The organism is Rhodococcus marinonascens NBRC 14363, from assembly GCF_001894885.1.
Classification (GTDB): Bacteria; Actinomycetota; Actinomycetes; order Mycobacteriales; family Mycobacteriaceae; genus Rhodococcus_F; species Rhodococcus_F marinonascens.
Genome location: NZ_BCXB01000004.1, coordinates 1 through 26339 on the forward strand (window position 1 = coordinate 1; position 26339 = coordinate 26339).

A 26339-nucleotide genomic window follows, 5' to 3' on the forward strand; every position below is an offset into this window, starting at 1 on the left:
TTCGGCCGGCGATTCGACCGGGCCCGACTCTGTCGAGGCGACGAATCAGTGTGGGCTGAGCATTGGCATTCGAGACATGACGGTGTGATCCCTTAGGGTGGCCAGGTGCGCCTAGTGATTGCCCGATGCCGAGTCGACTACGTAGGTCGATTGACGGCACACCTGCCCTTCGCTCGTCGACTACTACTGATCAAGGCCGACGGATCCGTGAGCATCCATGCTGACGACCGCGCCTACAAGCCGTTGAACTGGATGAGCCCGCCGTGCTGGCTCGTCGAAGAGTCGACGGACGACGGCGGAACCCTGTGGCTGGTCACCAACAAAGCCGGAGAGGAACTGCGGATCACCATCGACGGGATCGAGCACGACTCGAGTCACGAACTAGGGATCGATCCAGGGCTCGTCAAAGATGGCGTCGAGGCCCACCTTCAGGAATTGCTCGCCGAGCACGTTGAAACCCTCGGTAGCGGTTACACACTCGTACGGCGGGAGTACATGACCGCGATCGGGCCCGTAGATCTGCTGTGCAGGAACGCGGACGGCGCCTCTGTTGCCGTCGAGATCAAACGCCGAGGCGACATCGACGGCGTCGAGCAACTCACGCGTTATCTCGAACTGCTCAACCGGGATCCACTGCTGGGGCCGGTGAGCGGCGTCTTCGCCGCCCAGCAGATCAAGCCGCAGGCCAAGACCCTAGCTAGTGATCGAGGGATTCGGTGCCTGGTGCTCGACTACGAGGCGCTGCGCGGCACCGACAGCGCCGAGTTCCGGCTCTTCTGAGGAATAGGCTGGATCCGTGCCCCGCCGTAAACCGCAGCGGAAGAACTCGCGCCGCAGTGAGCCCCCGAAAACCTCCGAGGGCTCACTGTTCGGCAGTGCGCTGATTCGCCAGGAGTCGGGTCCGGCCGGTGCCTCGGATGAGAGGTACATCGTCCGTAGTGTTCCTGGGGCGCGAGCGACCAAGTCGTACCGGTGCCCGGGCTGCGACCACGAGATTCGACCGGGCGTGGCTCATCTCGTCGCCTGGCCTGCGGAATACGGCAGTGGTGAAGACCGTCGGCACTGGCACAGCGGGTGCTGGTCGGGACGTGGTACCCGGGGCCTGACGCGCAGGTGGTCCTAGTTTCCGGTCCTGGCGTTTCGCTGGTCGATCGACCGGTCGCCTGAACTCCTCTCGACCGTGGACGGGTTCGTGGTGTTTGCTTCGGAGGTGTACTCCACGTTCCCGCCGCGAGCGTTACCCGAACCAGGCCCCGCGTCCGCCGAGGCCGACGTGGAACCGTTGTTCGACTGCCCGCTCGTCGAGGAATGTGACGGTGTGTCGTCGTTCTGCGCGCCGAGAAGTTCGCTTTCGCGGTTGACCGAGGCCAACATGGCGGGAACAGAATCGAGCTGGCCTCGGATTCCCAGGAGCTGAGCCAGAATCCGACCGCGGAGCACACGAAGTTCTTCTGTGAGTTCTTTCGCGTGGGTGATCTTGCGCTCCGACTGGTCGGTCGCCGTCTGCAGCCTGCGTTCCGCCTCGTGCGTGGCTTCCGAGAGACGGCGATGCGCGTTGGCCTTGCTGGTGCTCTCGAGTTCGTTGACCTCGGCGATCGCCTTCTGGCGCCGATCGGACATCGTACGGTCGAAGTCGTCTTGCACCTGCGACCGTCGCAGTTCGGCCTCGGCGGTCAGGCGATCGCGCTCGGACTGAGCCGCCGCTACGATCCGCGCGGCCTCTGTGCGGGCTTTCGTCATAGTCTGCTCGTGCTGAACCTCGAGAGAGCTCCGGCGGTCTTCGAGTTCCGCGATCAGTGACTCGTAGTGGCCGCGGAGTTGGGCGGCTTCCTGCTCAGCGACGGAGATCGTCTCGGCCGCTTCGGTCTCAGCATTTGCGCGCACCTCGGAAGCTTCGTCGGATGCAAGACGGAGCATCCGGGAGATGCGGTCACTCATTCCCTCAGCGGTAGTCGGTGGGACGGACAGACGGTCGACGTCCTTGCGGAGATCGTCGATGTCGTCGCGCGAATCATCGAGCTGCTTGGCGAGATCCCGTGCCTGCGCCGCCGCGGCATCGCGGTCGGCAGCAGTGACGCGGAGTTCTGCGTCGAATCGCTCGAAGTAGTTGCGTACCTCGTCCCGGTCGAACCCCTTGCGCACGGTGGCGAAAGGAAGGGGGATCGAATCACGGTCCAGCTCGTTTGACATGGATGCAAATCTACCTGGCAAAAGTGGAGCGTGTCTCCATGCCTAGGGTGAGGCAGCCCGCCCCACCTTCACTGGGTTGCCGATGGCTCCACAAGTTCGATGAGAACGCCGCCGGCGTCCTTCGGGTGGATGAAGTTGATCCGTGAGTCGGCGGTCCCGCGGCGGGGAGCGTCGTACAGCAGCCGGACACCCCGACCACGAAGCTGAGCGGTGAGAGCGTCGATGTCCGCGACGCGGTATGCGAACTGCTGGAGTCCGGGGCCGCTGCGGCCGATGAACTTGGCGATGGTCGAGTTCTCGTTCAACGGTGCGAGCAGTTGCAGTGAGGTGCTGCCTTCAGGAGAGCCGGCAACGCTCAGCATCGCCTCGCGCACACCCTGCTCCTCGTTCACCTCCTCGTGCGTGGACACCATGCCGAGGTGTTCGGCGTACCACGAGACGGCGACGTCGAGGTCGGGCACGGCAATGCCCACGTGGTCTATGGCGATCACAAGGTCCGAACACAGGGGCGGCGGAATCTGAGCCGCGGAGGACTGGGTCATGCTTCTGACGCTAGTGCTATCGTTTCGATAAATCTCATCAGGATGTGACTTCGGCCGCTCCACGCTCTCCGGGCGCAGTACTGCCACCGGAGAAGTACCGCACCCGGAGAAGTAGCGTGTGGCGTATAGCACTCTAGTGAGGACTGTCTGCGGACGGTCGGGCACAATGGCTGCCATGGCGAACGCTTTTGATCTCGGTACCACGGCCAAGCGCTTCCGATTTGTCGCGATTCTGGAAGCATTCACCTGGCTGGGCCTTCTCGTCGGCATGGCCTTCAAGTACCTTCCAGCCGACGGCAACGAGATCGGTGTGAAGATCTTCGGACCCATCCATGGCTGTGTGTTCATTCTGTACGTGCTGATCGCGGTGTGGACCGCCCGCAAACTGGGCTGGAACCGGCTCACAAGCTTCTGGGCGCTCTTCGCGAGTATCCCGCCCTTCGGCACCGTCGTGTTCGAGGTCTGGGCCGCGCACAACGGCCGCATGGCAGAGCTTTCGGAGCCGCGCACCGAGAAGAGCGAACCCGTAGCGGTGTTGGTTGTCGCTGAGGGTGAGGCCGATGACGTTGACTTCGTCTGAAGACCTGTACCGAAGCTAGCCCTACTGCGCCCGATTGTCCGGCCCGCAATCCGGTGCGCGCGCGAATCGTGACAAACTGGTGAGCGTGACTCGACCAGGTTCTCGTCCCTCAGCGCGTTCCTCCTCAGTGGCCGCAGCCATGACCGGGGCAGTTGACCTCTCCGTACTCAAGGAGCGCGCGACCACCCCGCCACCGCCACCGCCTCCGGCACCCACCGGCGAGGGTGCCGCGCCGGCTACCCCGGACGGCACCGGGCTCCCTGTGGTCATCGAGGTCACCGAGGCGACGTTCGAAGCCGAGGTCCTCGTCCGCTCCCAGCAGATCCCTGTCGTTGTAGACCTCTGGGCCACCTGGTGCGAGCCGTGCAAGCAACTCTCGCCACTGCTCGAGAAGTTGGCGCTCGAGGCGGGCGGCACCTGGGTGCTCGCGAAAGTCGACGTGGACGCCAACCCGCGAATCGCGCAGGCATTCGGCGTCCAGTCCGTTCCGACTGTGGTCGCGATCGCCGCTGGACAACCTCTCGCCGACTTCCAGGGCGCACAACCCGAGCCGCAGTTGCGTCAGTGGCTTGCCGCGGTCCAGCAGGCAGTCGCCGGGAAGTTGTCCGGGCCGCCGGTCGGTGCGGGCGATCCGGACGAACCCGAGCCCGAAGACCCGCGTTTCGTGGCTGCCGAGGCCGCACTCGACGGCGGCGACTTGGCCGGTGCGGAGGCCGAGTTCCAAAAGATCCTCGACGAGGAGCCCACCAATGCGGAAGCGCTGGGTGCGATCCGCCAGGTGCGTTTCCTCGCCCGCGTGCAGTCCATCGATCCCGGCGCCGTTGGCGCTGCGGACGCTGCCCCGGAAGATCTCGAGGCACAACTGCGCGCGGCCGACGTCGAGGTCTACTCGCAGGCCCCCGATGCGGCCTTCACCCGGCTCATCGCCTTTGTCGCTCGCAGCGCCGGAGACGACAAGACCCTAGTACGGACTCGTCTGCTGGACCTGTTCGACCTGTTCGATCCCGCCGAACCCGTCGTCATGACTGCACGCCGGAAGCTGGCCGCGGCGCTGTACTGAGGCGGAACCGGGGCTCAGGGGCAAGTCTGCACGCGCTCCACTCGTCCGACGAGGAAGATGTATGAGGCGATTCCGAGTGCGGTTACCACTGTCATGTACACGAATCCGGGCGCGAAACTCTCGTCGGTGACGAGCAGACCGATGACGATGGGCGTCGCGATCGACGACAGATTGCCGATGAAGTTGAACATTCCACCGGTAAGCCCGAGCAGTCGTTCCGGTGCGAGTGCCGACACCAGCGACCAGGTGATCGACGCGAGTCCGTTGCCGAAGAACGCGATGGACAGGAACACGATCACCATCGTCGTCGAGTCGGTGAAGTTTGCGCCGATCATGGCGACCGTCAGCAACAGTCCTACGATGATCGGACCTTTGCGAGCGACTCCCAGTGATACCCCGTGCCGAAGCAGGAAGTCGGAGAACACTCCCGAGAACAGCACGCCGACAAGTGCCGCGATGAATGGCAGCGAGGCCAGGAATCCGGACTCGATGTAGTCCATTCCCCGGTAGTCGACGAGGTACGTCGGGAACCAAGTGAGGAAAAACCACAGCGTCGATGTAAGGCAGAACTGCCCCAGATAGATCCCCCACAGCTTGCGCCTGCCGAGTACGGTGGCGACATCGCTCCGGGTCACGGCCGGGCGTTGGGGTTGCTGCTTCTGCTCGAGGTCCACGAGTCCGCCACCCTCGCGGATCAGTTCGATCTCGGCCTCGTTGGCCCGCGAGTCGGTCGGTTCGCGATAGAAGGCGTACCAGGCGACACCCCAAACCATCCCGATCACACCGGTCACGATGAATACCCAGTGCCAGGACAGAACGGACTGCAGCCAGGCCAGGAATGGAGTCAGCAGGGCCAGACCGATGAACTGCCCGGAGGTATAGAAGCCGATCACCGTGCCACGTTCGCGCTCGGGGTACCAGGAGGTCGCGACCCGGTTGTTGATGGGATACGCAGGCGCCTCGAACACGCCGACCAGCAGTCGCAGAGCAATGAGCGCCACGAAGCCGCCGAAGATCCCCATGAAGGCGGTCGCCACCGACCACATGATGAGGCACACGGGGTAGAGCACTCGCGGGGGTATGCGGTCGACGAGCCATCCCCCCGGAATCTGCAGCGCCGCATACGTCCAGCCGAAGGCGGACAGCAGCAGTCCCTGCTGGGCCGTGGAGAGATCCATTTCGTCGGTGATCGCGGGCAACGCGATCGATAGATTGGCCCGGTCCATGTAGTTGATCACCACGGTCACGAACAGCATCACTGCGATAAGTACTCGCGCCTTCGACGCCTGCGCGGCGACCGGGCTGGACCGATCGCCCTTCTGGATCTGCACCATCGCCCTCACCACTCCGCGAAGGATCCATCTTGGTGACGCCACACGGGGTTACGCCAACGGTGTCCTTCGGCCGCTCGTTCGACCACGTACTCCTCGTTCACCTCGATGCCCAGTCCGGGGCCGGTCGGGATTCGGACCTGGCCGTCCGCATAGGTGAATACGGAGGGGTCGACGAGGTAGTCGAGCAGATCGTTCGAGGTGTTGTAGTGAATGCCGAGGCTCTGTTCCTGGATCGTGGCGTTGTAGCAGCCGGCGTCGATCTGCAAGCAGGTAGCCAGGGCGATCGGTCCGAGGGGGCAGTGCAGAGCGAGTGCTACGTCATAGGCCTCGGCCATGTTCGCGATTTTCCGGGACTCCGTGAGGCCGCCACAGTGTGACGGATCCGGCTGGATGATGTCTACCGCCCCGGACGCGAGGACCGATTTGAAATCCCAACGGGAGTAAAGTCTTTCGCCCAGCGCGATCGGGATCGGCGACTGTCGCAGCACATCGACGAAACCGTCGACGTGCTCGGAGAGGACCGGCTCCTCCACGAACATCAGCCGGAACGGTTCGAGTTCGCGCAGCAACACCTTGGCCATCGGCTTGTGTACTCGGCCATGGAAGTCGACGCCGATGCCGATGTTCGGGCCGACTGCATCCCGCACCGCCGCGACATTGGCCAGAGACTGGTCGACCTTCTCCCAGGAGTCGAGGTACTGCAGTTCCTCGGTGCCGTTCATCTTCACCGCGGTGAACCCGCGGTCGACCACCTCGCGCGCTGCTTTCGCCGTCTCCGAGGGGCGATCACCGCCGATCCAGGAATAGATCTTGATCCGGTCCCGGACGCGGCCGCCCAGAAGTTCGTACGCCGGTACGCCGAGGGCCTTGCCCTTTATGTCCCACAGTGCCTGGTCGATGCCTGCCAGTGCGCTCATGTGGATGCCACCGCCACGATAGAAACCTGATCGGTACATGACCGTCCACAGGTCTTCGATCTGGTTCGGATCCTGCCCTATCAGGTAGTCGGACAGCTCCTCGACCGCGGCGGCGACCGAGGCCGCTCGACCTTCGAGGACCGGCTCGCCCCAGCCGACCACACCGTCGTCCGTCTCGATCCGCAGGAACAGCCACCTCGGTGGCACGGTGTAGGTGGTGAGTGATTTGATCTTCATTGGTCCTCCTGTGCGTGGCGAAGTTGTAGGCCCCGGTGGTCGTGTGGGTCGATTCAGGCGGTTTCGGCCGACCAGATGTTCATGAGGTCGAGTGCGCGGACGCGGACGGTGTCGGCACTGTCCCCGGGTCGGTACAGGCACGTTCCGAGTCCTGCGCCTCCGGCGCCTGCGGCGGCCCAGGTGGCCAGGTTGGTTCGGTCGACGCCGCCGACGGGAAGCAATTCGACTTCTGCGGGCAGGACGGCCTGCCACGCGTTCATCCCTGTTGGCCCGACGGAGTCGGATGGGAAGAGCTTGATGCTGCGCGCTCCCGCATCGACGGCACGAAATGCCTCGGTGGGTGTTGCTGCACCCGGATACGGACGCAGTTTTCGAGCGACGGCAGCGCCGATGACATCGGCGTCGGTGTTGGGCGAAACGATGATCCGGGACCCGGCGGCCTCGGATCGGATCACATCGTCGACACTCAGTACGGTCCCTGCGCCGACGACGCACACTTCGCCCACAGCAGTCGCCAACCGTTCGATCGATTCGAACGGTTCAGGAGAGTTCAGTGGGACCTCTATTGCAGTGAAGCCTGCCTCGACGAGGGCGGAACCGACCGCGACGATCTCCTGCGGAGTGACCCCGCGCAGAATTGCGATCAATCCGGTTTGCGTTGCAGTTGCCCTGACGCTCATGGGGTCTCTTTCTCGGCGTTCTTGTGTGGCGTCGGTCGGACCAGTCCCGCGGTGACCGCAACGTGCCACAATCCCTGTGCCGCAGCTTCTTCGGCGACAGTCTCGGTGGCTACACCGTGAACTTGCAGGCCCTTGGCGTAACGTCTGCAAAGATCGGCATTTCCGCACAACAGGATTCGCCCCTCGGCGGCATAGTCCGGCAGAAGATGCCGGACTTCGTCGGCAATGATCACTCCGGAGACGTAGTCGGGAAGCGAAGCCGGATCGAGCAGTCCGTCGAGCACGAGCACTCGTGCTCCGAACAGTTCTGCGAGTAATCCGCGAGACGGAACCGACGTTCCCGTGGCGAGTCCGCGCTCGAACGCGGCGTCGTTCCGCACACCAACGGTTGCCGTGCGGCCGAGGATGCCGTGCTGCATCATCAGGCCGTACATCTCGCCAGCCAACGATGTGACGAATGAGACGATCTTGTGGTTTTCGACTCGCGTCCACTTGCTGTGGGTTCCGGGGAGGACGATGGTCAGAGGGCGTTCGGTGGGGGGGCGCTCAGTCCGGGGGAGTAGGCCCAGCGCCCCGATGATCTGCGTCTCCTCGCCTCTCATGACGTCGCCGGCCACCGAGCCGTCGGCGGCGGGGGCGACGCGCAGGCCGGGTACGAGATGCAATACCCCGCGAGGGTGGGGGACCGCGGTCAGATCTGCGGCGCCGATGGCGAGATCCGTGGGGATGGTCAGGTAGCCCGCTTCACGCCAACCTTGAGCACTGCCGACCATGCCGCAGGCGATGGCCGGGAGATCAGGATCGGCCTCGAGCCAGTCGCCGCAGGCTTCGTCGAATGCGGCTTCGTAGCCGTGGGTTCGCGATCTGGGGTCGTCGCCGGTAGCGCCGAGTAAACCGAATTCCCTTCGGCGGAAGGCCAGAATGCGGCCTCCTTCGCCGAGGAGCCAGGCACGCTGCGACGACGTACCCCAGTCGAGGGCGACCAGACGCGGCGACGATTTGCCAGCGGTTTGCTGTTTCACCCAATCCACTATGTGTGAGAAATCCCATTGTGACGAACAGCGTCCCGATATGTGGGATTCGTATCGGGAGATGTGTTAAGGACGCCTCGTGTTCGATGGTCGGCGCGATCACTGTTGGAAAGGTGGAAGAACGCTATCGGTAGCGGCCCTCGCAGGTCTCCTCGCTGCCGAGCACCCCGGTGCGGAACGCATCGACCCGGGAGAACCCGCTCGGCACGGTCCGGCCGTTGACGTCGCTGGCCGCCAAACCGTCGGTGAGTAACCCTGACACCGCCTCGTCGAGGTCGCCAGGGGAGAGCCACACGCTGCCGGCCTCCAACGTGGAGGGGTTGTCCGGACTGAGAGCGGCGGTGATTACACCGGACAGGCAGGCGGCGCGTAGAGCGGTCTGCGGTGAGTGAAGGTCGTCCCCACGCGCACTCTGCAATGCGAGAGTGTATCGGGAAGCGAGCAGGACGTACGCGTTGTAATCGCCGGTGAGTTTGGTCTGGAAGAGTTCATTCCTGCCCGTATAGCCCGGTGTGCCGCGTTGGGCGAGGTCGTCGACACTGACCCCGATCGTGTTGGTGGCAGGGCAGTACGACACCGGTTCGGTGACATCCGCATCCGCGCAGGCGAGGTCGGCACCGTTCAGGTCCAGTTCGGGCGGGTTGCTCAGATCGAAGATCTGCCGGAACGAGCTGAAGAAGGCCTCGATGGACTCCTCGGTGACGGGAAGCTCGCCGTCGTCGGATTCGTCGGCGAACCGTTGAGGCAGATCTGCGCGACGCGCTTCGATCTCGCTCTCGTCGATGCGTGTACACGACGCGGGTCCATCCGTGAACCCGATCTGCGTGGCAGTGACCCGCTCGAACGCCGAGCCGTGCACGTTTTCCGGGTCGTTGGGGTCGGCGTCGCCGATCGCCACCGCCGACGCCAATACCTTGTTCAGGCCGTCCGAGGTGTTGAGCGTGAAGTGCGGCGACTTGTCCTCCGCGATGTGCCGCATGAACGATCCCGCGAAGCAGTCGGCCTGCTGTTCCCGCACGATGCCGCCACTCGTGTTCGCGTCGGCGATGCCGGCCTTGGTCTGGACCGCGTGCCCATACTCGTGTGCCAACACGAAGACGGCGGCCACGGTGCCGAACTTCTCGGCGACCTCCGGCACCAGCAGCGCCCGGTCCCAGCCGATCGTGTGGTCGATGCTGCAATAGCCTGCATTGAGAATTTCCGCGGTGCTGTCTCCGCAGAAGCGTGGGCCGTGGGAGTTGCGAGGATCCCAGGAGATGAGCTCCGCGACCGGTTCGAAGTCGCGGTGAAACAAGGCCGGAAACTCGATGCGCCAGTAGTCCTCGATGTCGCTGACCGCGTTCGCGACCATGCGGTCGATCTCACCGCCGTCGGTGCCGGTGACGGGAAGATCTGCGTCGGGCACCCCCTTCCGAGCGCCACTGGGCCCCGAGGTGACGTCCAGTCCCGCCACCTGGAACGGGTCGTTGTAGATGGACGTAGCCTCGCCATCGATCGAAAGGGTGCACCCCGACAGGACGACCGCAGTCGAGGCGAGAAGGGCCACACCTTCAGCCCACAGTCGATGTCCGGTCAGCAAGGTCCGTCCCCCATCAACGCTCCAGACTCATCCAGATCGCGCCGTTGGCCGGTAGCGCCACCTCTGCCGAGGCGGGACGGCCGTGCCACGGCTGCGACGTTGCCGTCACTGCACCGAGATTTCCCCAACCCGACCCGGAATAGATCGCCGCGTCGGTGTTGAGAATTTCACGCCATCTGCCGGGTTCTGGCAAGCCCACACGATAATTCGCGTGCGGGGAACCCGAGAAATTGAACAGGCACGCCACGATCGACCCGTCGGTGCCATAGCGCAGGAAGCTGAGCACGTTGTTCGCGGTGTCGTTGGCGTCGATCCAGGAATATCCGCCCGGCGATGTATCGAGGGTCCACAGCGCCGGGTGCTCACGGTAAGTGGTATTGAGGTCACCGACCAGTCGGAGAAGACCGCGGTGGAGGCCCCCGGTATGAGGATCGTTGAGGTGGTGCCAGTCGAGTCCACGTTCCTCGGACCACTCTCCGATCTGCCCGAATTCCTGGCCCATGAACAGCAGTTGCTTGCCGGGGTGCGACCACATGTACGCCAGCAGGGCGCGGACCCCTGCGGCCTTCATGTAGTCGTTTCCGGGCATCCGCGTCCACAGCGTGCCCTTGCCGTGGACCACCTCGTCGTGGCTGATGGGTAGCAGGTAGTTCTCACTCCACGCGTACATCAGCGAGAACGTGATCTCGTGATGGTGGTAGCTGCGGTGGACGGGGTCGTGGGCCAGGAATCCGAGGGTGTCGTGCATCCACCCCATGTTCCACTTCATGCTGAAACCGAGCCCCCCGACGCTGGTGGCACGGGTGACGCCCGGCCAAGCCGTCGACTCTTCGGCGATGGTGACTACTCCGCGGTGCTGCTTGTGCACGGTGGCGTTCATTTCCTGCAGGAACGCGACGGCCTCGAGGTTCTCCCGCCCGCCATGGATGTTGGGCGTCCAACCGCCCTCCGGTCGGGAATAGTCGAGATAGAGCATCGAGGCGACCGCGTCCACCCGCAGGCCGTCCACGTGAAATTCGTCGATCCAGAACAGGGCGTTGGCCACGAGGAAGTTGCGCACTTCCCGCCGACCGAAATCGAACACGTACGTTCCCCAGTCGAGTTGCTCGCCGCGTTGCGGGTCGCTGTGCTCGTACAGCGGTGTGCCGTCGAAGCGGGCTAGGGCCCACTCGTCCTTGGGGAAATGGGCGGGCACCCAATCTACGATCACTCCGATCCCGGCAGCGTGCAGATGGTCGACGAACCACCGGAAGTCGTCGGGGGAACCGAACCGCGAGGTGGGCGCGTAATACGAGGTGACCTGGTACCCCCATGACCCGCCGAACGGATGCTCGGCGACGGGGAGTAACTCGACGTGGGTGAACCCTGATCCGGAGACGTGGGTGGCGAGCTGTTCAGCGAGTTCGTGATAGTTCAGGCCGGGGCGCCACGAAGCGAGGTGGACCTCGTAAATGCTCATCGGGGACTGCGCAGGCTCGGTGGTCGCGCGTTGCTCGAGCCACTTGGCGTCCTGCCAGCGGTAGGTGCTGACCGACACCCGCGACGCGGTGGCGGGTGGTACCTCGGCGGCGAAAGCCATCGGATCGGCCTTGTCGCGCACGCTGCCGTTCGGACCGTGAACCCGGAACTTGTACACCTCGCCCACCTCGACACCGGGGATGAACAACTCCCAGACACCGCTGGAGCCGAGGACCCGCATAGGGAACCGGCGTCCGCTCCATGCGTCGAAATCGCCGATGACGCTCACGCCGCGTGCGGCGGGAGCCCAGACAGCGAAGGAGGTGCCGGTGACGGTTCCGTCCGGAGTTTCGTACCGCTGCCGGTGTGCGCCCAGGATCTCCCACAGGCGCTCGTGCCTGCCCTCGCCGAACAGGTGCAGGTCGAGTTCGCCGAGGGTCGGCAGGAAGCGGTATCCGTCTGCGAAGACTTCGTTGTGACCTCCAGGCCACGTTGTAGACAGTTGGTAGTCCGCCAGATCCTCGTAGGGGGCGAGGGTTCCCCACACACCGTGCGCGATGTGCTGCAACGAGAGGGTCGTCCGGCCGATGACGGCATCGACCGACTCGGCGTGGGGGCGCAGGGCGCGGATCACCGTTCCCCCTTGGTGAGGGTGAGCACCCAGGATCGAATGCGGGTTGTAGTGCACGCCTGCAGCCAGCAGGTTGAGGTCGGCGGCGTTGGGCGCGAGTGCGGCGGGTGGTTCAACGGTCACTATCTACCTCCGCGGTAGGCCAGCTTCGTTCTGGCGGGATAGGGGACAGACGGTAGTGCCAGGATGTGGGCCACGGCCCGCCATGGTTCGAGGCGCACGAAGTTTGTCTGCCCCCAGTGATATTGCTCGCCGGTGACCTCGTCGAGCACGGTGAGGTGATCTTGCCAGTCCCGTCCCAGTGCCGGCATGTCCAGCCACAGGTTGCCCTGCTCGGGGCCGTACGGGTTGAGGTTGATCACCATTAATACGGCATCGCCGGTGCTGGCGTCGAACTTGGAGTAAGCGATGAGCGCGTCGTTGTCTACTTGATGAAAATGGATGTTCCGCAGCTGCTGCAAGGCCGCATGCTGACGTCGGATGCGGTTGAGCGTGGTGATCCACGGTTCGAGCGATTCTCCGCGAGCGGCGGCGCCCTCGAAATCGCGGGGACGCAATTGGTACTTCTCCGAGTCGAGGTACTCCTCGCTGCCAGGCCGGACCGGAAGATGTTCGTAGAGTTCGTATCCTGAATACACTCCCCAGGTGGGCGACAGTGTCGCGGCCAATGCGGCGCGGAGCGCGAACATGCCCGGACCCCCGGTCTGCAGGCTCGCGTGCAGGATGTCCGGGGTGTTGACGAAGAGGTTGGGGCGCGCCTCGTCAGCCTTGGCTGCAATCTCGTTGCCGAACTCGGTCAGTTCCCACTTCGTGATTCGCCAGGTGAAATACGTGTACGACTGGCTGAATCCGCGCCGGGCGAGTCCGTACAACCGCGCGGGACGGGTGAAGGCCTCCGACAGAAAAAGCACGTCCGGGTTCGACTTCTCGACCTCGGCGATGAGCCACTCCCAGAAGTCCGGCGGCTTGGTGTGCGGGTTGTCGACCCGGAAGATCTTCACCCCCGCAGCCACCCAGTGGCGGACGACACGCAGGACCTCGACGTAGATTCCGTCCCGGTCCTCGTCGAAGTTGACCGGATAGATGTCCTGGTACTTCTTCGGCGGATTCTCCGCGTACGCGATGGTGCCATCAGGCAGGACGGTGAACCATTCGGGGTGCCCCTGCGCCCACGGGTGGTCTGGGGCGCACTGCAGCGCCAGGTCGATGGCCACCTCCAGGTTCAGCTTCCGGGCGGCGTCGACGAACGCCGTGAAATCACGCATAGTCCCGAGGTCGGGGTGGATTGCGTCGTGGCCGCCCTCGGCCGAGCCGATGGCCCACGGCGAACCGACGTCGTCGGGGCCGGGTGTCAGAGTGTTGTTGGGGCCCTTGCGGTTGACACTTCCGATCGGGTGGATCGGCGGCAGATAGACGACGTCGAATCCCATCGACGCGATCCGGGGGAGTGCGGCGGCGGCGGTGGCGAAGGTGCCGTGCCTGGGCTTGCCGTTCTCGTCCCAGCCGCCCGTGGACCGCGGAAAGAATTCATACCAGGAACCGAATAGTGCGCGGGTGCGGTCGACCAGGACGCTGTGCTGTTCGCTCTTCGTGACGAGGTCGCGTACGGGGTGTGCCCGCAACAGTTCAGTGACGTCGGAACCGAAGACCGGGGCGACCCGTTCGGTGAGATGGCGATCGGATCGCAGCGACGCTGCCACGCCGATCAGCCGCGGCTGATCCGCGCGGGGGACGCCGTTCGCGGCCCGTTCGAACAGGCGGGCCCCGATCTCGAGGTCGTTGGACAGTTCGGCCGCACCCTGCCCGACGCCCAACTTGGCCTCTACGGCGTGCTTCCAGGTGGTGACCGGGTCGCTCCAGGCCTCGATGCGGAATGTCCAGAGGCCTTCAGCGGTCGGGGTGAAGGAACCGTCGACGGTGTCCGGAAGAGGTCCTTCCACCATGGGTACACCGAACGTTGCAGAACCACCGGACCGGGCACTGCGAGGACCCCGGACTTCGAGGGTGGCGGCCACGGCGTCGTGACCTTCACGCCACACCGTTGCTCGGACTGGAAAAACCTCGCCGACAACCGCCTTTGCGGGAAATCGTCCGCCCCCGATGTCGGGTTCCACGTCGTCGATGCCGAGTCGACCTGTCACGCTGGGCTCCATTCCATAGCCGGAAGTTGCCGGCGGCTCCTGCACGGGCCACCGATTCAACCGTAATGGAGTGCCAGGCTTCCTGTCCGTATCGCAAGACTGTGTGGCGTCTCGCCTCGATCAATCGCAGTGGCGCACGTCGTGCGTTATCGTTCGGGAAGTGAAAGCCTTGCGTCGATTCACCGTCCGAGCCCACCTTCCGGAGCGGCTCGTGGCCCTCGGTCCGCTGTCCACCAATTTGCGGTGGTCGTGGCATCCGGCCACGCAGGAGTTGTTCTCACTACTCGACGAGGACCTGTGGCGGCGGGTGGAGTTCGACCCGGTCAGGATGCTGGGTGAAGTCGATCCGTCCAGGCTGGACGAACTGGCCGATGACGATCGGTTCCTCGGCCGCCTCGGTGCCGCGGCCGCAGATCTCGACGACTACCTGTCCCGGCCGCGCTGGTACCAAAATCAGCAGCGCAGGGGAGTGTCGTTAGGCGGCGGGATCGCCTATTTTTCAATGGAATTCGGGGTCAGTGAGGTGCTGCCCAACTACTCCGGTGGGCTGGGAATTCTAGCCGGAGATCATCTGAAGGCGGCCTCCGATCTGGGGTTGCCGCTGATCGGTGTCGGTCTGCTGTACCGCTCGGGCTACTTCCGGCAGTCGCTGACGGCTGACGGCTGGCAGTCCGAGCACTACCCTCCGCACGATCCACAAGGGCTGCCACTGCGGCTACTCACCGAATCCGGGCCGGAATCGGCCGGTAGTGCGCCTGTCCTCATCCACGTCGCGATGCCAGGTGGCCGGGTCCTGCGTGCCCGGGTGTGGATCGCACAGGTAGGCCGCGTCCCACTGCTGCTACTCGACTCTGACATCGCAGAGAACGACACGGAGTTGCGGGGCGTAACCGACCGCCTGTACGGGGGCGATCAGGATCACCGCATTAGGCAGGAAATCCTCGCAGGTATCGGCGGTGTCCGCGCTGTGCGCGCCTACACTCACGCCTTTGGGCTGCCCGATCCAGGCGTGTTCCACATGAATGAGGGACACGCCGGTTTCCTCGGTATCGAACGGATCCGCGAACTGGTGACAGCGGACGGACTCGACTTCGACGAGGCTCTGGCCGCGGTCCGCGCAGGCACGGTCTTCACCACGCACACCCCCGTTTCCGCCGGAATAGATCGGTTCCCGGTCGATCTCGTGCGGCACTACTTCGGCGGTGACAACGGGCAGAACGAATCTTCACTCCTTCCGGGACTGACGATGGACCGGATCCTCGGGCTCGGCCGTGAGCCGGATCCGTCGGTGTTCAACATGGCCCACATGGGCCTGCAGCTCGGTCAGCGGGCCAACGGCGTATCCAAGCTGCACGGGAGCGTGAGCCGCGACATGTTCCGGCCGCTGTGGCCGGGATTCGATGCAGATGAGGTGCCGATCGGATCGGTGACCAATGGTGTGCATGCGCCCACCTGGGCCGCACCGGAGTGGATCGATCTCGCCATCCGGATCATCGGTCCACAACTGGTGGAGGAAGCCCGCGGATGGGAGCGGCTGCAGGATCTTTCCGGGCACGAGTTGTGGTCCACCCGCAACGCGCTGCGCGCCAAGCTCGTGACTGAGGTGCGTAGGCGGGTGCGGGCGTCGTGGATCGAGCGCGGCGCGACCGCCGCGGAGCTGAGCTGGACGGACGAGGTGTTCGACCCTCGGATCCTGACCGTCGGCTTCGCCCGCCGAGTACCCACCTACAAGCGCCTCACCCTGATGCTGCGGGACCCCGACCGGTTGCGGGCGCTCCTCCTCGACGCGGAGCGCCCAGTGCAGTTGGTGGTCGCGGGTAAGAGCCACCCCGCCGATGATGGCGGCAAGGCACTCATCCAGCAGATCGTGCGTTTCTCCGACGCCGCGGACGTCCGGCGCCGGATTGTGTTTCTCCCGGACTACGACATGTCGATGGCTCGCTACCTGTACTGGGGCTGCGACGTGTGGCTCAACAACCCGCTTCGGCCTCTGGAAGCCTGCGGGACGTCGGGAATGAAGTCGTCGCTCAACGGGGGACTGAACCTGTCGATCCGCGATGGCTGGTGGGACGAGATGTTCGATGGCGAAAACGGCTGGGCCATCCCGACCGCGGACGGCGTCGTCGACGAGGCGCGCCGCGACGATCTCGAGGCGAGCGCCCTGTATGACCTGCTCGAGCGGTCCGTTCTGCCGCGGTTCTACGACCGCGACGATGACGGCCTACCGTTCCGTTGGGTGGAAATGGTGCGCCACACGCTGCAGAATCTCGGTCCCAAGGTGCTCGCTTCCCGGATGGTTCGCGACTACGCCGTCCAGTACTACGCGCCCGCAGCCGAATCTGCTCGCATGGTGGCGGTCGACAATTTCGCAGGTGCCCGCGAGCTGGCGGAGTTCCGTCGGCGCGTCGAGGCTGCGTGGCCGACGGTGTCGGTCCTGCAGGTCGACGGTGCGGGTTTGCCTGATACCCCGGAGATTGGGGCGACTTTGGCGCTTCGTGCGCGCATCAGGCTCGGCGATCTGACGGTTTCGGATGTCACCGTGCAGGCGGTGATCGGAAAAGTGGGTCCGGACGACGAACTCACCGATGTCGTCGCGGTTGACATGACGCACTCCGAATCGGACGAGTCGGGGGAACTGTTCGTGGCGGACACCGCTCTCCCGCTGTCGGGGTCGGTCGGATACACCGTGCGGGTGCTTCCGCGGCACACACTTCTCGTCGACCCGTCGGAACTGGGTCTGGTGGCTGTGCCGAACCCGTGAGGGACCTCGTCAGCTTTCGGGCATCGCCGAGGAGTGATGATTGACGATCAGCCAGTTGCCGTCGGTGCGTTCGTAGACGAACGCGAACCGGGCTTCGACCACCTCGGGGACACCGTCGTTCTGAATCGTGATCCGGTATCGGCCCGGGTCGATCGCATGGTCCGCATCGAGCATCTCGATCACGGATTCCTCGACGACCGCGCTTGGTTTGCCCGCGAGGAAATGCACGAAGTAGTCGACGATCCCGGCGCGATCCGTGCGGATCGCATCGGATACGGCCGGGACCAGCACGACATCCGGTGCGTAGAGTGCCGCGACCGCGTCGGGGTTCCCCGTTTTCAAGGCCGAATTCCATTCGGTCAGGAAGTGGGCAATCTCTGATTCAGTGGCAATCGCCGGAACACCCTCTGCAGCGTCGGAGGAACTGCAAGCACCGACGAGACCGATCGTCGCGGCGATGACAGCCGCAGACATGGCTTTTCCGCTAGGACGCATGGTCGATACGAGAATGCCCTGGGGTTCGAGTCGGTGTGACCGAACACCTATCGACTATCCCAGCCTTTCAGGGCCGTGAGTCGCGGATCCTCCCGAGTGCCTTGCGCACCACCTCCGGATCGGACGTCTCCCAGAACGGGGGCAGCGATGCGCGCAGGTAGCCGGCGTAGCGGGCGGTCGCGAGTCGTGGATCGAGAACTGCCACCACACCCTTGTCGTCGACGCTGCGCAGCAGGCGTCCCACCCCCTGCGAGAGCAGCAGCGCGGCGTGATTGGCTGCGATGGAAAGGAACCCGTTGCCACCGCGTGACTCGACCGCCTTCTGCCGGGCGACCAGCAGCGGGTCGTCGGGCCGAGGGAACGGGATGCGGTCGAGGATCACGAGGCTCAGCGACGCGCCCGGCACGTCGACCCCCTGCCACAGCGACAGAGTGCCGAACAGCGATGTCGACTCGTCGGCGGCGAAGGCCCGGACCAGGGCGCCGGTCGAATCGTCACCCTGGCACAGGACTGGGGTGTCGAGACGATCGCGCATGGCCTCGGACGCTGCCTTCGCGGCCCGCATCGACGAGAACAACCCGAGGGTGCGCCCGCCTGCAGCCTCGACGAGTTCGGCGATCTCGTCGAGGTACGAGGGGGCGAGACCGTCGCGACCCGGCGGGGGAAGATGCTTCGCGATATAGAAGATTCCGGCGCGGGCATGGTCGAAAGGGGACCCGACGTCCAGGGCGTTCCATTTGAGCGTGCCCGCGTCCGACGGCGGTTCGTGGCCGGTCGCCATCGTGGCGCGGGCGTCGCCGGGGGCGCCGGGCGGATCGATCACCGCGGAGGACTCGGCCGGAAGCCCCCAGTTGACCGCCAATCCGTCGAAGGCACCGCCGACGGTCAGCGTGGCGGACGTGAGGATCACCGTCGATTCCTCGAACAGTCGCGACCGGAGAAGTCCGCCCACTGACAACGGCGCCATCCGCACGACCCGCCGGACCGACCCGCGATTCTCGTCGGCGGCCAGCCATACGACGTCGTGCCGCTTGGCCGGATCAGGCTCGTCGAACGCACCGAGAACGCGGACCGCGGCGTCGTGAACGTCCTCGACAGAGGCGAGCGCCGTGTTACGTGCGGCCGCTGCCTCGGGGTCGCTCAGCGCCATGCCTGGACGGGACGGACCGATGGCCGTGCGCAGCGACCACGCGGCGTCGCGCAGGGTGGCGAGCGCGGGGGCCGCACCGGGCGGCAGCGCTTCCCACCGCTCGGGTCGCAGTTCCTCGAGTAGTGCGGCCCAGCCCTCGCCGGCGGCCTCGAGGCGGTCCGCATCCTGCTCTTCGACAAGTTTCGCGCAGCGCCGTGCAGCGGCACTGATCGCCGACGCGGCCAACTCCGCGGTGGCGACATTGGTGACTCGGTCGACCAGTTCGTGTGCCTCGTCGATGACCACGACATCGTGTTCGGGAAGGATCGCGATTCCCGTGATGGCGTCGATGGCGAGAAGGGCGTGGTTGGTGACGACTACGTCGACCTGCGATGCCTCCGCGCGGGCACGCTCGGCGAAACAGTCTTCACCGACCGGGCAGCGGGACTTGCCGAGGCACTCCCGGGCCGTCACGCTGACCTGGCGCCACGCCCTGTCACTGACTCCGGGGGTGAGGTCGTCGCGGTCGCCCGTCTCCGTGTCCGAGGACCACTCGGTGAGGCGCTGGACTTCACGTCCGAGCCGAGAGACCGCGAAAGGATCGAACAGTTCGTCCGTCGGCGGCTCCTCCGCTGCCCCGGTATGGATCTTGTTCAAGCACAGATAGTTGTTGCGACCCTTGAGGATCGCGAAGTGCGGCCGTCTTCCGAGCGAATCCTCGAGTGCGTCCGCGAGCCGAGGCATGTCGCGGTCGATCAGCTGACGTTGCAACGCGATGGTGGCCGTCGAGACGATGACCGTCTTCCCTGACTGGACCGCGTGCCGCACGCTCGGCACGAGGTAAGCGAGGGACTTGCCGGTGCCCGTCCCGGCTTGCACCGCGAGATGCTCCCCGGTGTCGATCGAATGCGCCACAGCCGAGGCCATCGTGAGTTGGTGCGGTCGCTCGGCGCCGCCCAGCGACCGCACCGCCGTGCGCAACAGTTCGGGGACGTTGGGGAGGTTTTCAGGCACCCGAGCAGGTTACTCGGGGCCCACGTCGGAAATCGTCACGCGGTCCGAGGGGGTGTCGGCGCTGCGTCCCAGAAGGTGCACGCCCGCGGCACGCATCCTGGTCATCGCGGCCTCGACCGTCGTGGGCGACACTCCGACGGTGAGCGGGAGGATGACCCTCGTCGGGAACCCTGCGCCTGCCGCGTCGAGCGCCGTCGCGAGCACGCAGTGGTCGGTGGCGATCCCGACGATGTCGACCTCGATGATTCCGGCCGCGCGCAACCAATTCTCCAGGCTCTGTCCGTTTGAGTCCTTGCCCTCGAAACCGGAGTACGCGGCAGAGAACTCTCCCTTGGAGAAGACCGATTCGATGCGGCTTCTCTCCAGAGCGGGGTGGAACGCAGCGCCCGGTGTTCCCGATATGCAGTGCTCAGGCCAACTGTCCACGTAGTTCGGCTCGTCGGAAAAGTGATCGCCGGGGTCGATGTGGTGATCGATGGTGGCCGCAACGGCGTCGTACTCACACGATTGCAGGAAGCGACTGATCGCAGCGGCGACCGAGGAACCGCCGTCGACGGCGAGGGATCCGCCCTCGCAGAAATCGTTCTGGACGTCGACTAAGAGCAGCGCCCGAGAATGGTCTGTCTTCTCGAGTTCCGTCATCAAGTCCTCCGGGAGCCTGAGTCGGTGAACCGCACCGGGATCGCCGGTTCGCCGCGGGAGAGCTTCAATCCCTCCCAGGGCAGACTCACGAAGCCCGCAGCGAGGAGGGATCTGCCGCCTTCCAGGTTAGTCGTCCCGGGGGCCGGCACGCCGCCACGAACCAGCGGGATCAGCAGTTCCCGCGCCTCGAGGCCGGCAGCGTCCGGCGGATCGGAGTGGGCCGAGTACACGACCTCTTCCACGAGGGTTCCGGTGTCGCGAGAGACCCGCACCGCTCGCTTGGCACCGCCCCGCGAAGCCTTGTTGCTGCTTCGTTTCTCGACGGGGATGCCGTCCACCTCGACGAGTTTGTAGACCATTCCTGCGGTGGGGGCGCCGGACCCGACGACCACTGATGTGCCGACGCCGTAGACGTCGACAGGTTCGGAGCGCAACGCGGCGATCGCGTACTCGTCGAGGTCGCCGGAGACGACAATCTTCGTCCGTGTCGCGCCGAGGTCGTCGAGTTGGCGGCGAACCTGCCGCGCCAGGACGCCTAGATCGCCCGAGTCGATTCGGACTCCACCGAGTTCAGGCCCCGCGATCTCGACGGCAGTCTTCACACCATCGGTGATGTCGTAGGTGTCGACGAGGAGCGTGGTTCCGACGCCGAGTGCCGCGACCTGACCGCGGAACGCCGCCGCCTCGTCCGGTCGGTCCGCGGTCGTGTGCAACAAGGTGAACGCATGCGCGGCGGTGCCCGCCCCGGGAACGCCGTGCCTGCGGACCGCCTCGAGATTGGACGTAGCGGTGAATCCGGCAAGATACGCAGCGCGGGATGCCGCTACCGCGGATTCCTCGTGGGTGCGCCGAGAGCCCATCTCTATCATGGGGCGTCCGTCGGCGGCGGTGACCATTCGCGCGGCCGCCGACGCGATTGCACTGTCGTGGTTGAGGATCGACAGGCTGAGCGTCTCGAGCAGGATGCATTCGGCAAACGTTCCCCGAACGGAGAGGATCGGCGAACCGGGGAAGTAGAAGTCGCCCTCGCGGTAACCGTCGATGTCACCGGTGAAGCGAAAATCGCGCAGCCATCCGATCGTCGCGTCGTCAAGGAAGCGTGAGACAACCTCGATCTCTGCGTCGCCGAAGCGGAAGTTCGACAGCGCGGACACCAACCGCGAAGCGCCGGCCACAACTCCATACCGGCGACCGTCGGGCAAACGACGCGCGAACACCTCGAAACTGCAGCGCCGGTGCGCCGAGTCGTCGGCGAGGGCCGCTCGCAGCATCGTCAGTTCGTACTGGTCGGTGAACAGTGCGCTGCTATCTGGGGACACTCGGTTACTCTAAGCCCGGTGTCTTTGGGTCCGGTGTCTCTAAGCCCCGGTGTCTCTAAGCCCCGGTGTCTCTAAGCCCCGGTGTCTCTAAGCCCCGGTGTCTCTAAGCCCCGGTGTCTCTAAGCCCCGGTGTCGTCCGGTGGCTGCGCGTCGTACCCTGGGGGCATGGCTTCTTGCTCGACGACAGCTCCACCGGTGGCCGCGATGCCGGCCTCGCCGCAGGTCACGCCTGCAGAGTCGGAGGTTGTCGAGGTCGGCGTGGTCGAGAACAGGCCGTGGGTAACTGTTGTATGGGACGATCCAGTTAATCTGATGCACTATGTGGCCTACATATTCCAGAAGCTCTTCGGATACAGCAAGGCCAAGGCCACGGAATTGATGATGCAGGTGCATTCCGAGGGGAAGGCCGTGGTGTCGAGCGGCTCTCGCGACAAGGTCGAGAACGATGTACGCAAACTGCACGCCGCTGGCCTATGGGCCACAATGCAGCGTGACGGCAACTAGCCTTGTCGTTCCGACAGTAAGGAACTCGGTACCTGACGTGCGAATGTGGACCAGGAAGAACTCGCTCGGCGGCGTGACGTTGCGTTCGGAGTTGGACGCGCACGAGGCCACGGTGCTGCGATCGCTGGTCGCCTCCGTCGTCGGTCTCCTTGAAGAGCGGGCCTCATCCGCGCCGGAGGACGAACTCGCGGCGCTCACCGGAATGCGCACCGGTAACACGAAGGCGCCGGAGGAGGAGGTTCTCGCCCGACTCCTGCCCGATTTCCACCGGACCGATCCGGGCGAATCGGGAGATGCCCGCGAATCGGGTGACGATGCCCGGGCGGAGTCGCAGGCCGACATCAACGGGGCTTTGCGCGGACTGCATGAACCGGAGATCATCGACGCGAAACTGGCGGCGGGAGCGGTCATTTTGCACACCATCCCCGAGACCGGCGGCAAGGTTCTTCTGACGCCCGAGCAGGCTGACGCCTGGCTCAACGGAATCAACGACGTCCGGTTGGCGCTCGGCACCAACCTGGGGATCGACGCCGACACTCCTGACGAATTGGACCCTTCGGATCCTCGCGCAGCCCAATTGGACATCTACCACTGGCTGACCTGGATACAGGATTCGCTCGTCCAGGTGCTCGCGCCGTGACGGCCACGACGCCGGGTCGCACGAACTCGCTCGTCGACGTGGCAGGCCTACGCGTCGGGCACCATCACGAACTCGACGACGACGCCACGTTCGGAGGCGGGGCCGCGACCGGATGCACGGTCGTCCTGGCGCCGAACGGCGTGACCGCCGCCGTCGACGTCCGCGGGGGAGGGCCGGGCACCCGGGAGACCGACCTCCTCGATCCCAGCCACAGTGTGCGGTGTGTTCATGCGATCCTGCTGACCGCAGGCAGCGCCTACGGCCTCGCCGCTGCGGACGGGGTGATGCGATGGCTGGAGGAACATGGCCACGGAATCCCGATGGGCACGCCGGGCCAGGTGGTCCCGATCGTTCCCGGTGCGGTGATATTCGACCTTCCGGTCGGAGACTGGTGCCGACGTCCCACCGCCGAATTTGGTTACCATGCTGCCGATTCCGCGTCGTCAAATGTGCTCTCGGGCTCGGTGGGAGCGGGAGTCGGCGCGCGTGCGGGGGCACTCAAAGGCGGTGTCGGTACGGCGAGCATAGTCATCGAGGACGGTCCCGCCCGCGGTGTGACGGTTGCGGCGTTGATGGTGGCGAACCCGGTGGGATCTGTGTTCGACCCGTCCACCGGACTGCCGTGGGGGGCCGCCGCCGAGAATGCCGCCGCGTTCGGGTTGTGCCGTCCCGAACCCGACGACCTGGCGGCAGCCAACGAGCTGGTAGCGAAGGCCACCGTCCTCAACACGACGATCGGCGTGGTTGCCACGGATGCTCCACTGAGCAAGGCGTCGTGTCGTCGGGTCGCCGTCGCCGGGCACGACGGCCTGGCCCGCGCGATCCGTCCGGCACATTCGCCTCTGGACGGCGACACGATCTTTGCCCTCGCGACGGGAAGTCGCGACATCGAAACCCCCGCAGGGGTTCCGGACGCGTTTGCCGCAGACCTGCCGATCCTGATGGCGGTGTGCACCGCTGCGGCCGACGTCGTAGAGAGGGCGATTGTCGATGCCGTCCTCGCGGCGACCTCGGTGGCGGGCATCCCCACCTACCGGGATCTGTTCCCGTCGGCATTCGAACCGGGCGGTCCTGACCGCTACCGGAGTTAGTGAGGGTGCCCCGTCCTTCAGGGTCGCGGCGTACACAGGGGGCAGACTATTAAGTTTCGGCAGAAGACCAGTTCTGGAAATGAACACATCGTGGACGAGGATCGGGTCCGGCGTTACATCAATTACACCCGTTGGGTGTGGTTTACAGGCTCGGCGATCGCACTCGTAGGCGCGTCGGTCATCCTGGCGACCGGTGCCGGGACCATTGTTGTGGTGATCGTCGCGCTGACGATGGTGCAGTGCGCTCTGGCGATTCCCGCGGCATGGCTGCTGCCGCAGCGCTTTCGGTGGGCACGACTCATGTTGATTGTGCTCGGCGCTCTCAGTTTCGGGGCACTGTATCAGGCATTCGTATCGCAGGCATGGGCGTCGTTGATCCTGAATCTGTTTCTGGCGTCGACTGTCTCGGTGCTCCAGAACCGCGACGTGAAGGAAGCCTTCGCAGCCGCAGCACGCGAGCGGAAATCGGCAAACCCACTCGATCTCACGCCGGTGACTTACTGAGGCGGCAGTTGGTCGTCGATGGAATATGGGGGCGTGAGGTGGCCGACCGGACCGCCCGCACCTAGGATGGCGCTCACGGAGGTGGATGGCGTGTTGGTGATCCGATCGAATCTCGTCGAGGCGATGGTTGCGCATGCGCGCGCCGACCACCCTGACGAGGCGTGCGGAATCATCGCCGGGCCGGAGGGCTCCGACCGCCCGGAACGGCACATTCCGATGCTGAACGCGGAACGTTCTCCGACGTTCTACCGATTCGACTCCGGTGAGCAGTTGAAAGTATGGCGTGCGATGGACGACGCCGACGAGGTTCCGGTGGTGATCTACCACTCGCATACCGCCACCGAGGCGTACCCCAGTCGGACCGATATCTCCTTCGCATCCGAACCGGGCGCCCATTACGTGCTGATCTCCACTAGGGACCCCGGCGCCCACGAACTGCGCAGTTACCGGATCGTCGACGGTGTCGTTACCGAAGAACCCGTCGACGTGGTCCAGAGCTATAAGTTCGCCCACACCTCCGTGGCAGACGTCCCCGACAAGTGACGCCGCCCGCCCTTCGTGGCGGGTTCCGTGCCGGATAGACACCCCACATCCACGAGGAGCCGACCATGGCTGTCACAGTTTCCATCCCCACAATCCTGCGCACCCACACCGGTGGTGAAAAGAGAGTGGAGGCAACGGGTCTTACCCTTTCCGCTGTCATCGACGACCTCGACGGCCGCTGCGTCGGCATCAAGGACCGGCTGATCAACGACGGCCGTCTGCACCGGTTCGTCAACGTGTACGTCAACGACGAGGACGTCCGCTTCTCGGGTGGACTCGACACCGAGGTGGCCGACGGTGATTCGGTGACGATCCTGCCCGCCGTCGCTGGAGGCTGATCGCTGCCGTGGCGCGGTTCGATTCGCTGCTCGACACCCTCGGAGACACCCCCCTCGTGGGGTTGCCGCGGTTGTCGCCGAGGTGGGACGGCGCGCTCCCCGTCCGGTTGTGGGCGAAACTCGAGGACCGCAACCCCACAGGTTCGGTGAAGGATCGACCCGCGCTACGCATGATCGAACAGGCAGAGGCGGACGGCGTCCTGACGCGTGGAGCGACGATCCTCGAACCGACCAGTGGTAATACCGGAATTTCGCTCGCGATGGCGGCGAGGCTGAAGGGATACCGACTGATCTGCGTAATGCCCGAGAACACGTCGGTGGAACGCCGTCAGTTGCTGACGATGTTCGGAGCGCAGATCGTCGACTCGCCTGCGAGAGGTGGCTCGAATCAGGCCGTGGCCATGGCCAAGGAACTGTCTGCGAACAATCCCGACTGGGTGATGCTCTATCAATATGGCAATCCCGCCAACGCTCTCGCCCACTACGAGACCACCGGCCCGGAGATCTTGCGCGACCTTCCGGAGATCACCCACTTCGTCGCCGGCCTCGGCACGACGGGGACGCTGATGGGTGTCGGACGCTATCTGCGCGAGCATGTCGACGGGATCGAGATTGTGGCGGCCGAACCGCGGTACGGGGAACTGGTGTACGGTCTCCGCAACATCGACGAGGGCTTCATTCCCGAGTTGTACGACGAAGCGGTGCTCACCTCGCGCTGGTCGGTCGGCTCAGCGGAGGCGGTTCGCCGAACCCGCGAACTGATCGACAACGAGGGGATCTTCGCGGGCATCTCCACGGGCGCCATCCTTCATGCGGCCCTCGGGGTCGCACGCAAGGCGGTCAAGGCGGAACGCGCGGCGGACATCGCGTTCGTCGTCGCCGACGGCGGCTGGAAATACCTGTCGACGGGCGCCTACGACGGTACCCTCGAAGAGGCGGAACAAGCGTTGGAAGGGCAACTGTGGGCATGACGAGAGCG

Annotated in this window: 25 protein-coding genes; 12 read left to right on the top strand and 13 right to left on the bottom strand. The window is 65.1% G+C overall.

Going from position 1 to position 26339, the window contains the following annotated elements:
- The first annotated feature begins 105 nt into the window (after positions 1-105).
- A complete protein-coding gene (nucS, locus tag RM2_RS05005; protein WP_072687755.1) occupies positions 106-780 on the top strand; it encodes an endonuclease NucS in 675 nt (224 codons plus the stop codon).
- Between the two features lie 16 nt (positions 781-796).
- Positions 797-1123: an Rv1322 family protein gene (locus RM2_RS25060; protein ID WP_072687756.1), complete on the top strand. Its 327-nt coding sequence runs from the start codon at positions 797-799 to the stop codon at positions 1121-1123.
- Here the strand turns inward: RM2_RS25060 and RM2_RS05015 are convergent.
- On the bottom strand, positions 1120-2190 hold the full coding sequence (locus RM2_RS05015) for a hypothetical protein (protein WP_072687757.1): 1071 nt from the start codon (positions 2188-2190) through the stop codon (positions 1120-1122). The two genes, RM2_RS25060 and RM2_RS05015, sit on opposite strands and share 4 nt — an antisense overlap.
- Before the next feature lie 68 nt (positions 2191-2258).
- Complete coding sequence (gene mce, locus RM2_RS05020; RefSeq protein ID WP_072687758.1) at positions 2259-2732, bottom strand: methylmalonyl-CoA epimerase; 474 nt, start codon at positions 2730-2732, stop codon at positions 2259-2261.
- A 166-nt stretch (positions 2733-2898) separates the two neighbouring features.
- Between mce and RM2_RS05025 the strand changes: the two genes are divergently transcribed.
- Together RM2_RS05025 and RM2_RS05030 are read left to right on the top strand one after the other, a co-directional pair.
- The gene (locus RM2_RS05025) at positions 2899-3312 is read left to right on the top strand and encodes a DUF3817 domain-containing protein (RefSeq protein ID WP_072687759.1); all 414 of its coding nucleotides are present in this window, start codon (positions 2899-2901) and stop codon (positions 3310-3312) included.
- A gap of 139 nt (positions 3313-3451) precedes the next feature.
- A complete protein-coding gene (locus RM2_RS05030; RefSeq protein ID WP_072687895.1) occupies positions 3452-4372 on the top strand; it encodes a tetratricopeptide repeat protein in 921 nt (306 codons plus the stop codon).
- A gap of 14 nt (positions 4373-4386) precedes the next feature.
- On the opposite strand, the gene RM2_RS05035 is transcribed toward RM2_RS05030, so the two are convergent.
- From RM2_RS05035 to RM2_RS05065, 7 genes are all read right to left on the bottom strand, one after another.
- Entirely contained in the window at positions 4387-5706 is a 1320-nt protein-coding gene (locus RM2_RS05035; protein ID WP_072687896.1) for an MFS transporter, read from the bottom strand.
- Positions 5707-5711: 5 nt separating this feature from the next.
- Positions 5712-6860 (bottom strand): galactonate dehydratase, encoded by a 1149-nt coding sequence (gene dgoD / locus RM2_RS05040; protein WP_072687760.1) that lies wholly within the window; start codon positions 6858-6860, stop codon positions 5712-5714.
- A 53-nt stretch (positions 6861-6913) separates the two neighbouring features.
- A complete protein-coding gene (locus RM2_RS05045) occupies positions 6914-7540 on the bottom strand; it encodes a 2-dehydro-3-deoxy-6-phosphogalactonate aldolase (protein ID WP_072687761.1) in 627 nt (208 codons plus the stop codon).
- Positions 7537-8562, bottom strand: coding sequence for a 2-dehydro-3-deoxygalactonokinase (locus RM2_RS05050; RefSeq protein WP_072687762.1), 1026 nt, complete (start codon positions 8560-8562; stop codon positions 7537-7539). The genes RM2_RS05045 and RM2_RS05050 overlap by 4 nt, the downstream gene beginning before the upstream one ends.
- Positions 8563-8695: 133 nt before the next feature.
- Positions 8696-10117, bottom strand: a complete 1422-nt coding sequence (locus tag RM2_RS05055) for a neutral zinc metallopeptidase (RefSeq protein ID WP_084721643.1) — start codon at positions 10115-10117, stop codon at positions 8696-8698.
- Positions 10118-10163: 46 nt separating this feature from the next.
- Positions 10164-12362 (bottom strand): 1,4-alpha-glucan branching protein GlgB, encoded by a 2199-nt coding sequence (glgB, locus tag RM2_RS05060; RefSeq protein WP_072687763.1) that lies wholly within the window; start codon positions 12360-12362, stop codon positions 10164-10166.
- Positions 12362-14380, bottom strand: coding sequence for a maltotransferase domain-containing protein (locus RM2_RS05065; RefSeq protein ID WP_072687764.1), 2019 nt, complete (start codon positions 14378-14380; stop codon positions 12362-12364). The genes glgB and RM2_RS05065 overlap by 1 nt, the downstream gene beginning before the upstream one ends.
- Before the next feature lie 160 nt (positions 14381-14540).
- On the opposite strand from RM2_RS05065, the gene glgP reads away from it, so the two are divergent.
- The gene (glgP, locus tag RM2_RS05070) at positions 14541-17141 is read left to right on the top strand and encodes an alpha-glucan family phosphorylase (protein ID WP_072687898.1); all 2601 of its coding nucleotides are present in this window, start codon (positions 14541-14543) and stop codon (positions 17139-17141) included.
- 9 nt (positions 17142-17150) lie between these two features.
- Here glgP and RM2_RS05075 read toward each other — a convergent pair whose 3' ends face one another.
- From RM2_RS05075 to RM2_RS05090, 4 genes are all read right to left on the bottom strand, one after another.
- A complete protein-coding gene (locus tag RM2_RS05075) occupies positions 17151-17615 on the bottom strand; it encodes an SgcJ/EcaC family oxidoreductase (protein WP_169846676.1) in 465 nt (154 codons plus the stop codon).
- Positions 17616-17703: 88 nt separating this feature from the next.
- Entirely contained in the window at positions 17704-19779 is a 2076-nt protein-coding gene (locus RM2_RS05080; RefSeq protein WP_072687766.1) for an ATP-dependent DNA helicase, read from the bottom strand.
- A gap of 9 nt (positions 19780-19788) precedes the next feature.
- Positions 19789-20421: an isochorismatase family protein gene (locus RM2_RS05085; protein WP_072687767.1), complete on the bottom strand. Its 633-nt coding sequence runs from the start codon at positions 20419-20421 to the stop codon at positions 19789-19791.
- Positions 20421-21740: a nicotinate phosphoribosyltransferase gene (locus RM2_RS05090; protein ID WP_072687768.1), complete on the bottom strand. Its 1320-nt coding sequence runs from the start codon at positions 21738-21740 to the stop codon at positions 20421-20423. Before RM2_RS05090 ends, RM2_RS05085 begins: the two co-directional genes overlap by 1 nt.
- Positions 21741-21905: 165 nt before the next feature.
- Between RM2_RS05090 and clpS the strand changes: the two genes are divergently transcribed.
- From clpS to RM2_RS05125, 7 genes are all read left to right on the top strand, one after another.
- The gene (gene clpS / locus RM2_RS05095) at positions 21906-22244 is read left to right on the top strand and encodes an ATP-dependent Clp protease adapter ClpS (RefSeq protein ID WP_072687769.1); all 339 of its coding nucleotides are present in this window, start codon (positions 21906-21908) and stop codon (positions 22242-22244) included.
- Between the two features lie 37 nt (positions 22245-22281).
- Positions 22282-22884 carry an oxidative stress transcriptional regulator AosR gene (gene aosR, locus RM2_RS05100; protein WP_072687770.1) on the top strand — a complete coding sequence of 201 codons (603 nt, stop codon included), beginning with the start codon at positions 22282-22284 and terminating at the stop codon, positions 22882-22884.
- A complete protein-coding gene (locus tag RM2_RS05105; RefSeq protein ID WP_072687771.1) occupies positions 22881-23975 on the top strand; it encodes a P1 family peptidase in 1095 nt (364 codons plus the stop codon). Before aosR ends, RM2_RS05105 begins: the two co-directional genes overlap by 4 nt.
- 90 nt (positions 23976-24065) lie before the next feature.
- The gene (locus RM2_RS05110) at positions 24066-24479 is read left to right on the top strand and encodes a hypothetical protein (protein ID WP_072687772.1); all 414 of its coding nucleotides are present in this window, start codon (positions 24066-24068) and stop codon (positions 24477-24479) included.
- Positions 24480-24545: 66 nt separating this feature from the next.
- Positions 24546-25022 carry a M67 family metallopeptidase gene (locus RM2_RS05115; RefSeq protein WP_139277676.1) on the top strand — a complete coding sequence of 159 codons (477 nt, stop codon included), beginning with the start codon at positions 24546-24548 and terminating at the stop codon, positions 25020-25022.
- A gap of 65 nt (positions 25023-25087) precedes the next feature.
- A complete protein-coding gene (locus RM2_RS05120) occupies positions 25088-25360 on the top strand; it encodes a MoaD/ThiS family protein (RefSeq protein WP_072687773.1) in 273 nt (90 codons plus the stop codon).
- Between the two features lie 8 nt (positions 25361-25368).
- Complete coding sequence (locus tag RM2_RS05125) at positions 25369-26331, top strand: PLP-dependent cysteine synthase family protein (RefSeq protein WP_072687774.1); 963 nt, start codon at positions 25369-25371, stop codon at positions 26329-26331.
- Positions 26332-26339: the final 8 nt, after the last annotated feature.

What these genes read in the sequence shown, in the direction of transcription:
- RM2_RS05025 (WP_072687759.1), top strand. Translation starts at nt 2,899, where the DNA reads ATGGCTGCCATGGCGAACGCTTTTGATCTCGGTACCACGGCCAAGCGC.
- RM2_RS05045 (WP_072687761.1), bottom strand. Translation starts at nt 7,540, where the DNA reads ATGAGCGTCAGGGCAACTGCAACGCAAACCGGATTGATCGCAATTCTG.
- mce (WP_072687758.1), bottom strand. Translation starts at nt 2,732, where the DNA reads ATGACCCAGTCCTCCGCGGCTCAGATTCCGCCGCCCCTGTGTTCGGAC.
- RM2_RS05115 (WP_139277676.1), top strand. Translation starts at nt 24,546, where the DNA reads ATGGCGCTCACGGAGGTGGATGGCGTGTTGGTGATCCGATCGAATCTC.
- RM2_RS05085 (WP_072687767.1), bottom strand. Translation starts at nt 20,421, where the DNA reads ATGACGGAACTCGAGAAGACAGACCATTCTCGGGCGCTGCTCTTAGTC.
- RM2_RS05075 (WP_169846676.1), bottom strand. Translation starts at nt 17,615, where the DNA reads ATGTCTGCGGCTGTCATCGCCGCGACGATCGGTCTCGTCGGTGCTTGC.
- RM2_RS05120 (WP_072687773.1), top strand. Translation starts at nt 25,088, where the DNA reads ATGGCTGTCACAGTTTCCATCCCCACAATCCTGCGCACCCACACCGGT.
- dgoD (WP_072687760.1), bottom strand. Translation starts at nt 6,860, where the DNA reads ATGAAGATCAAATCACTCACCACCTACACCGTGCCACCGAGGTGGCTG.
- clpS (WP_072687769.1), top strand. Translation starts at nt 21,906, where the DNA reads ATGGCTTCTTGCTCGACGACAGCTCCACCGGTGGCCGCGATGCCGGCC.
- RM2_RS05030 (WP_072687895.1), top strand. Translation starts at nt 3,452, where the DNA reads ATGACCGGGGCAGTTGACCTCTCCGTACTCAAGGAGCGCGCGACCACC.
- RM2_RS05035 (WP_072687896.1), bottom strand. Translation starts at nt 5,706, where the DNA reads ATGGTGCAGATCCAGAAGGGCGATCGGTCCAGCCCGGTCGCCGCGCAG.
- RM2_RS05015 (WP_072687757.1), bottom strand. Translation starts at nt 2,190, where the DNA reads ATGTCAAACGAGCTGGACCGTGATTCGATCCCCCTTCCTTTCGCCACC.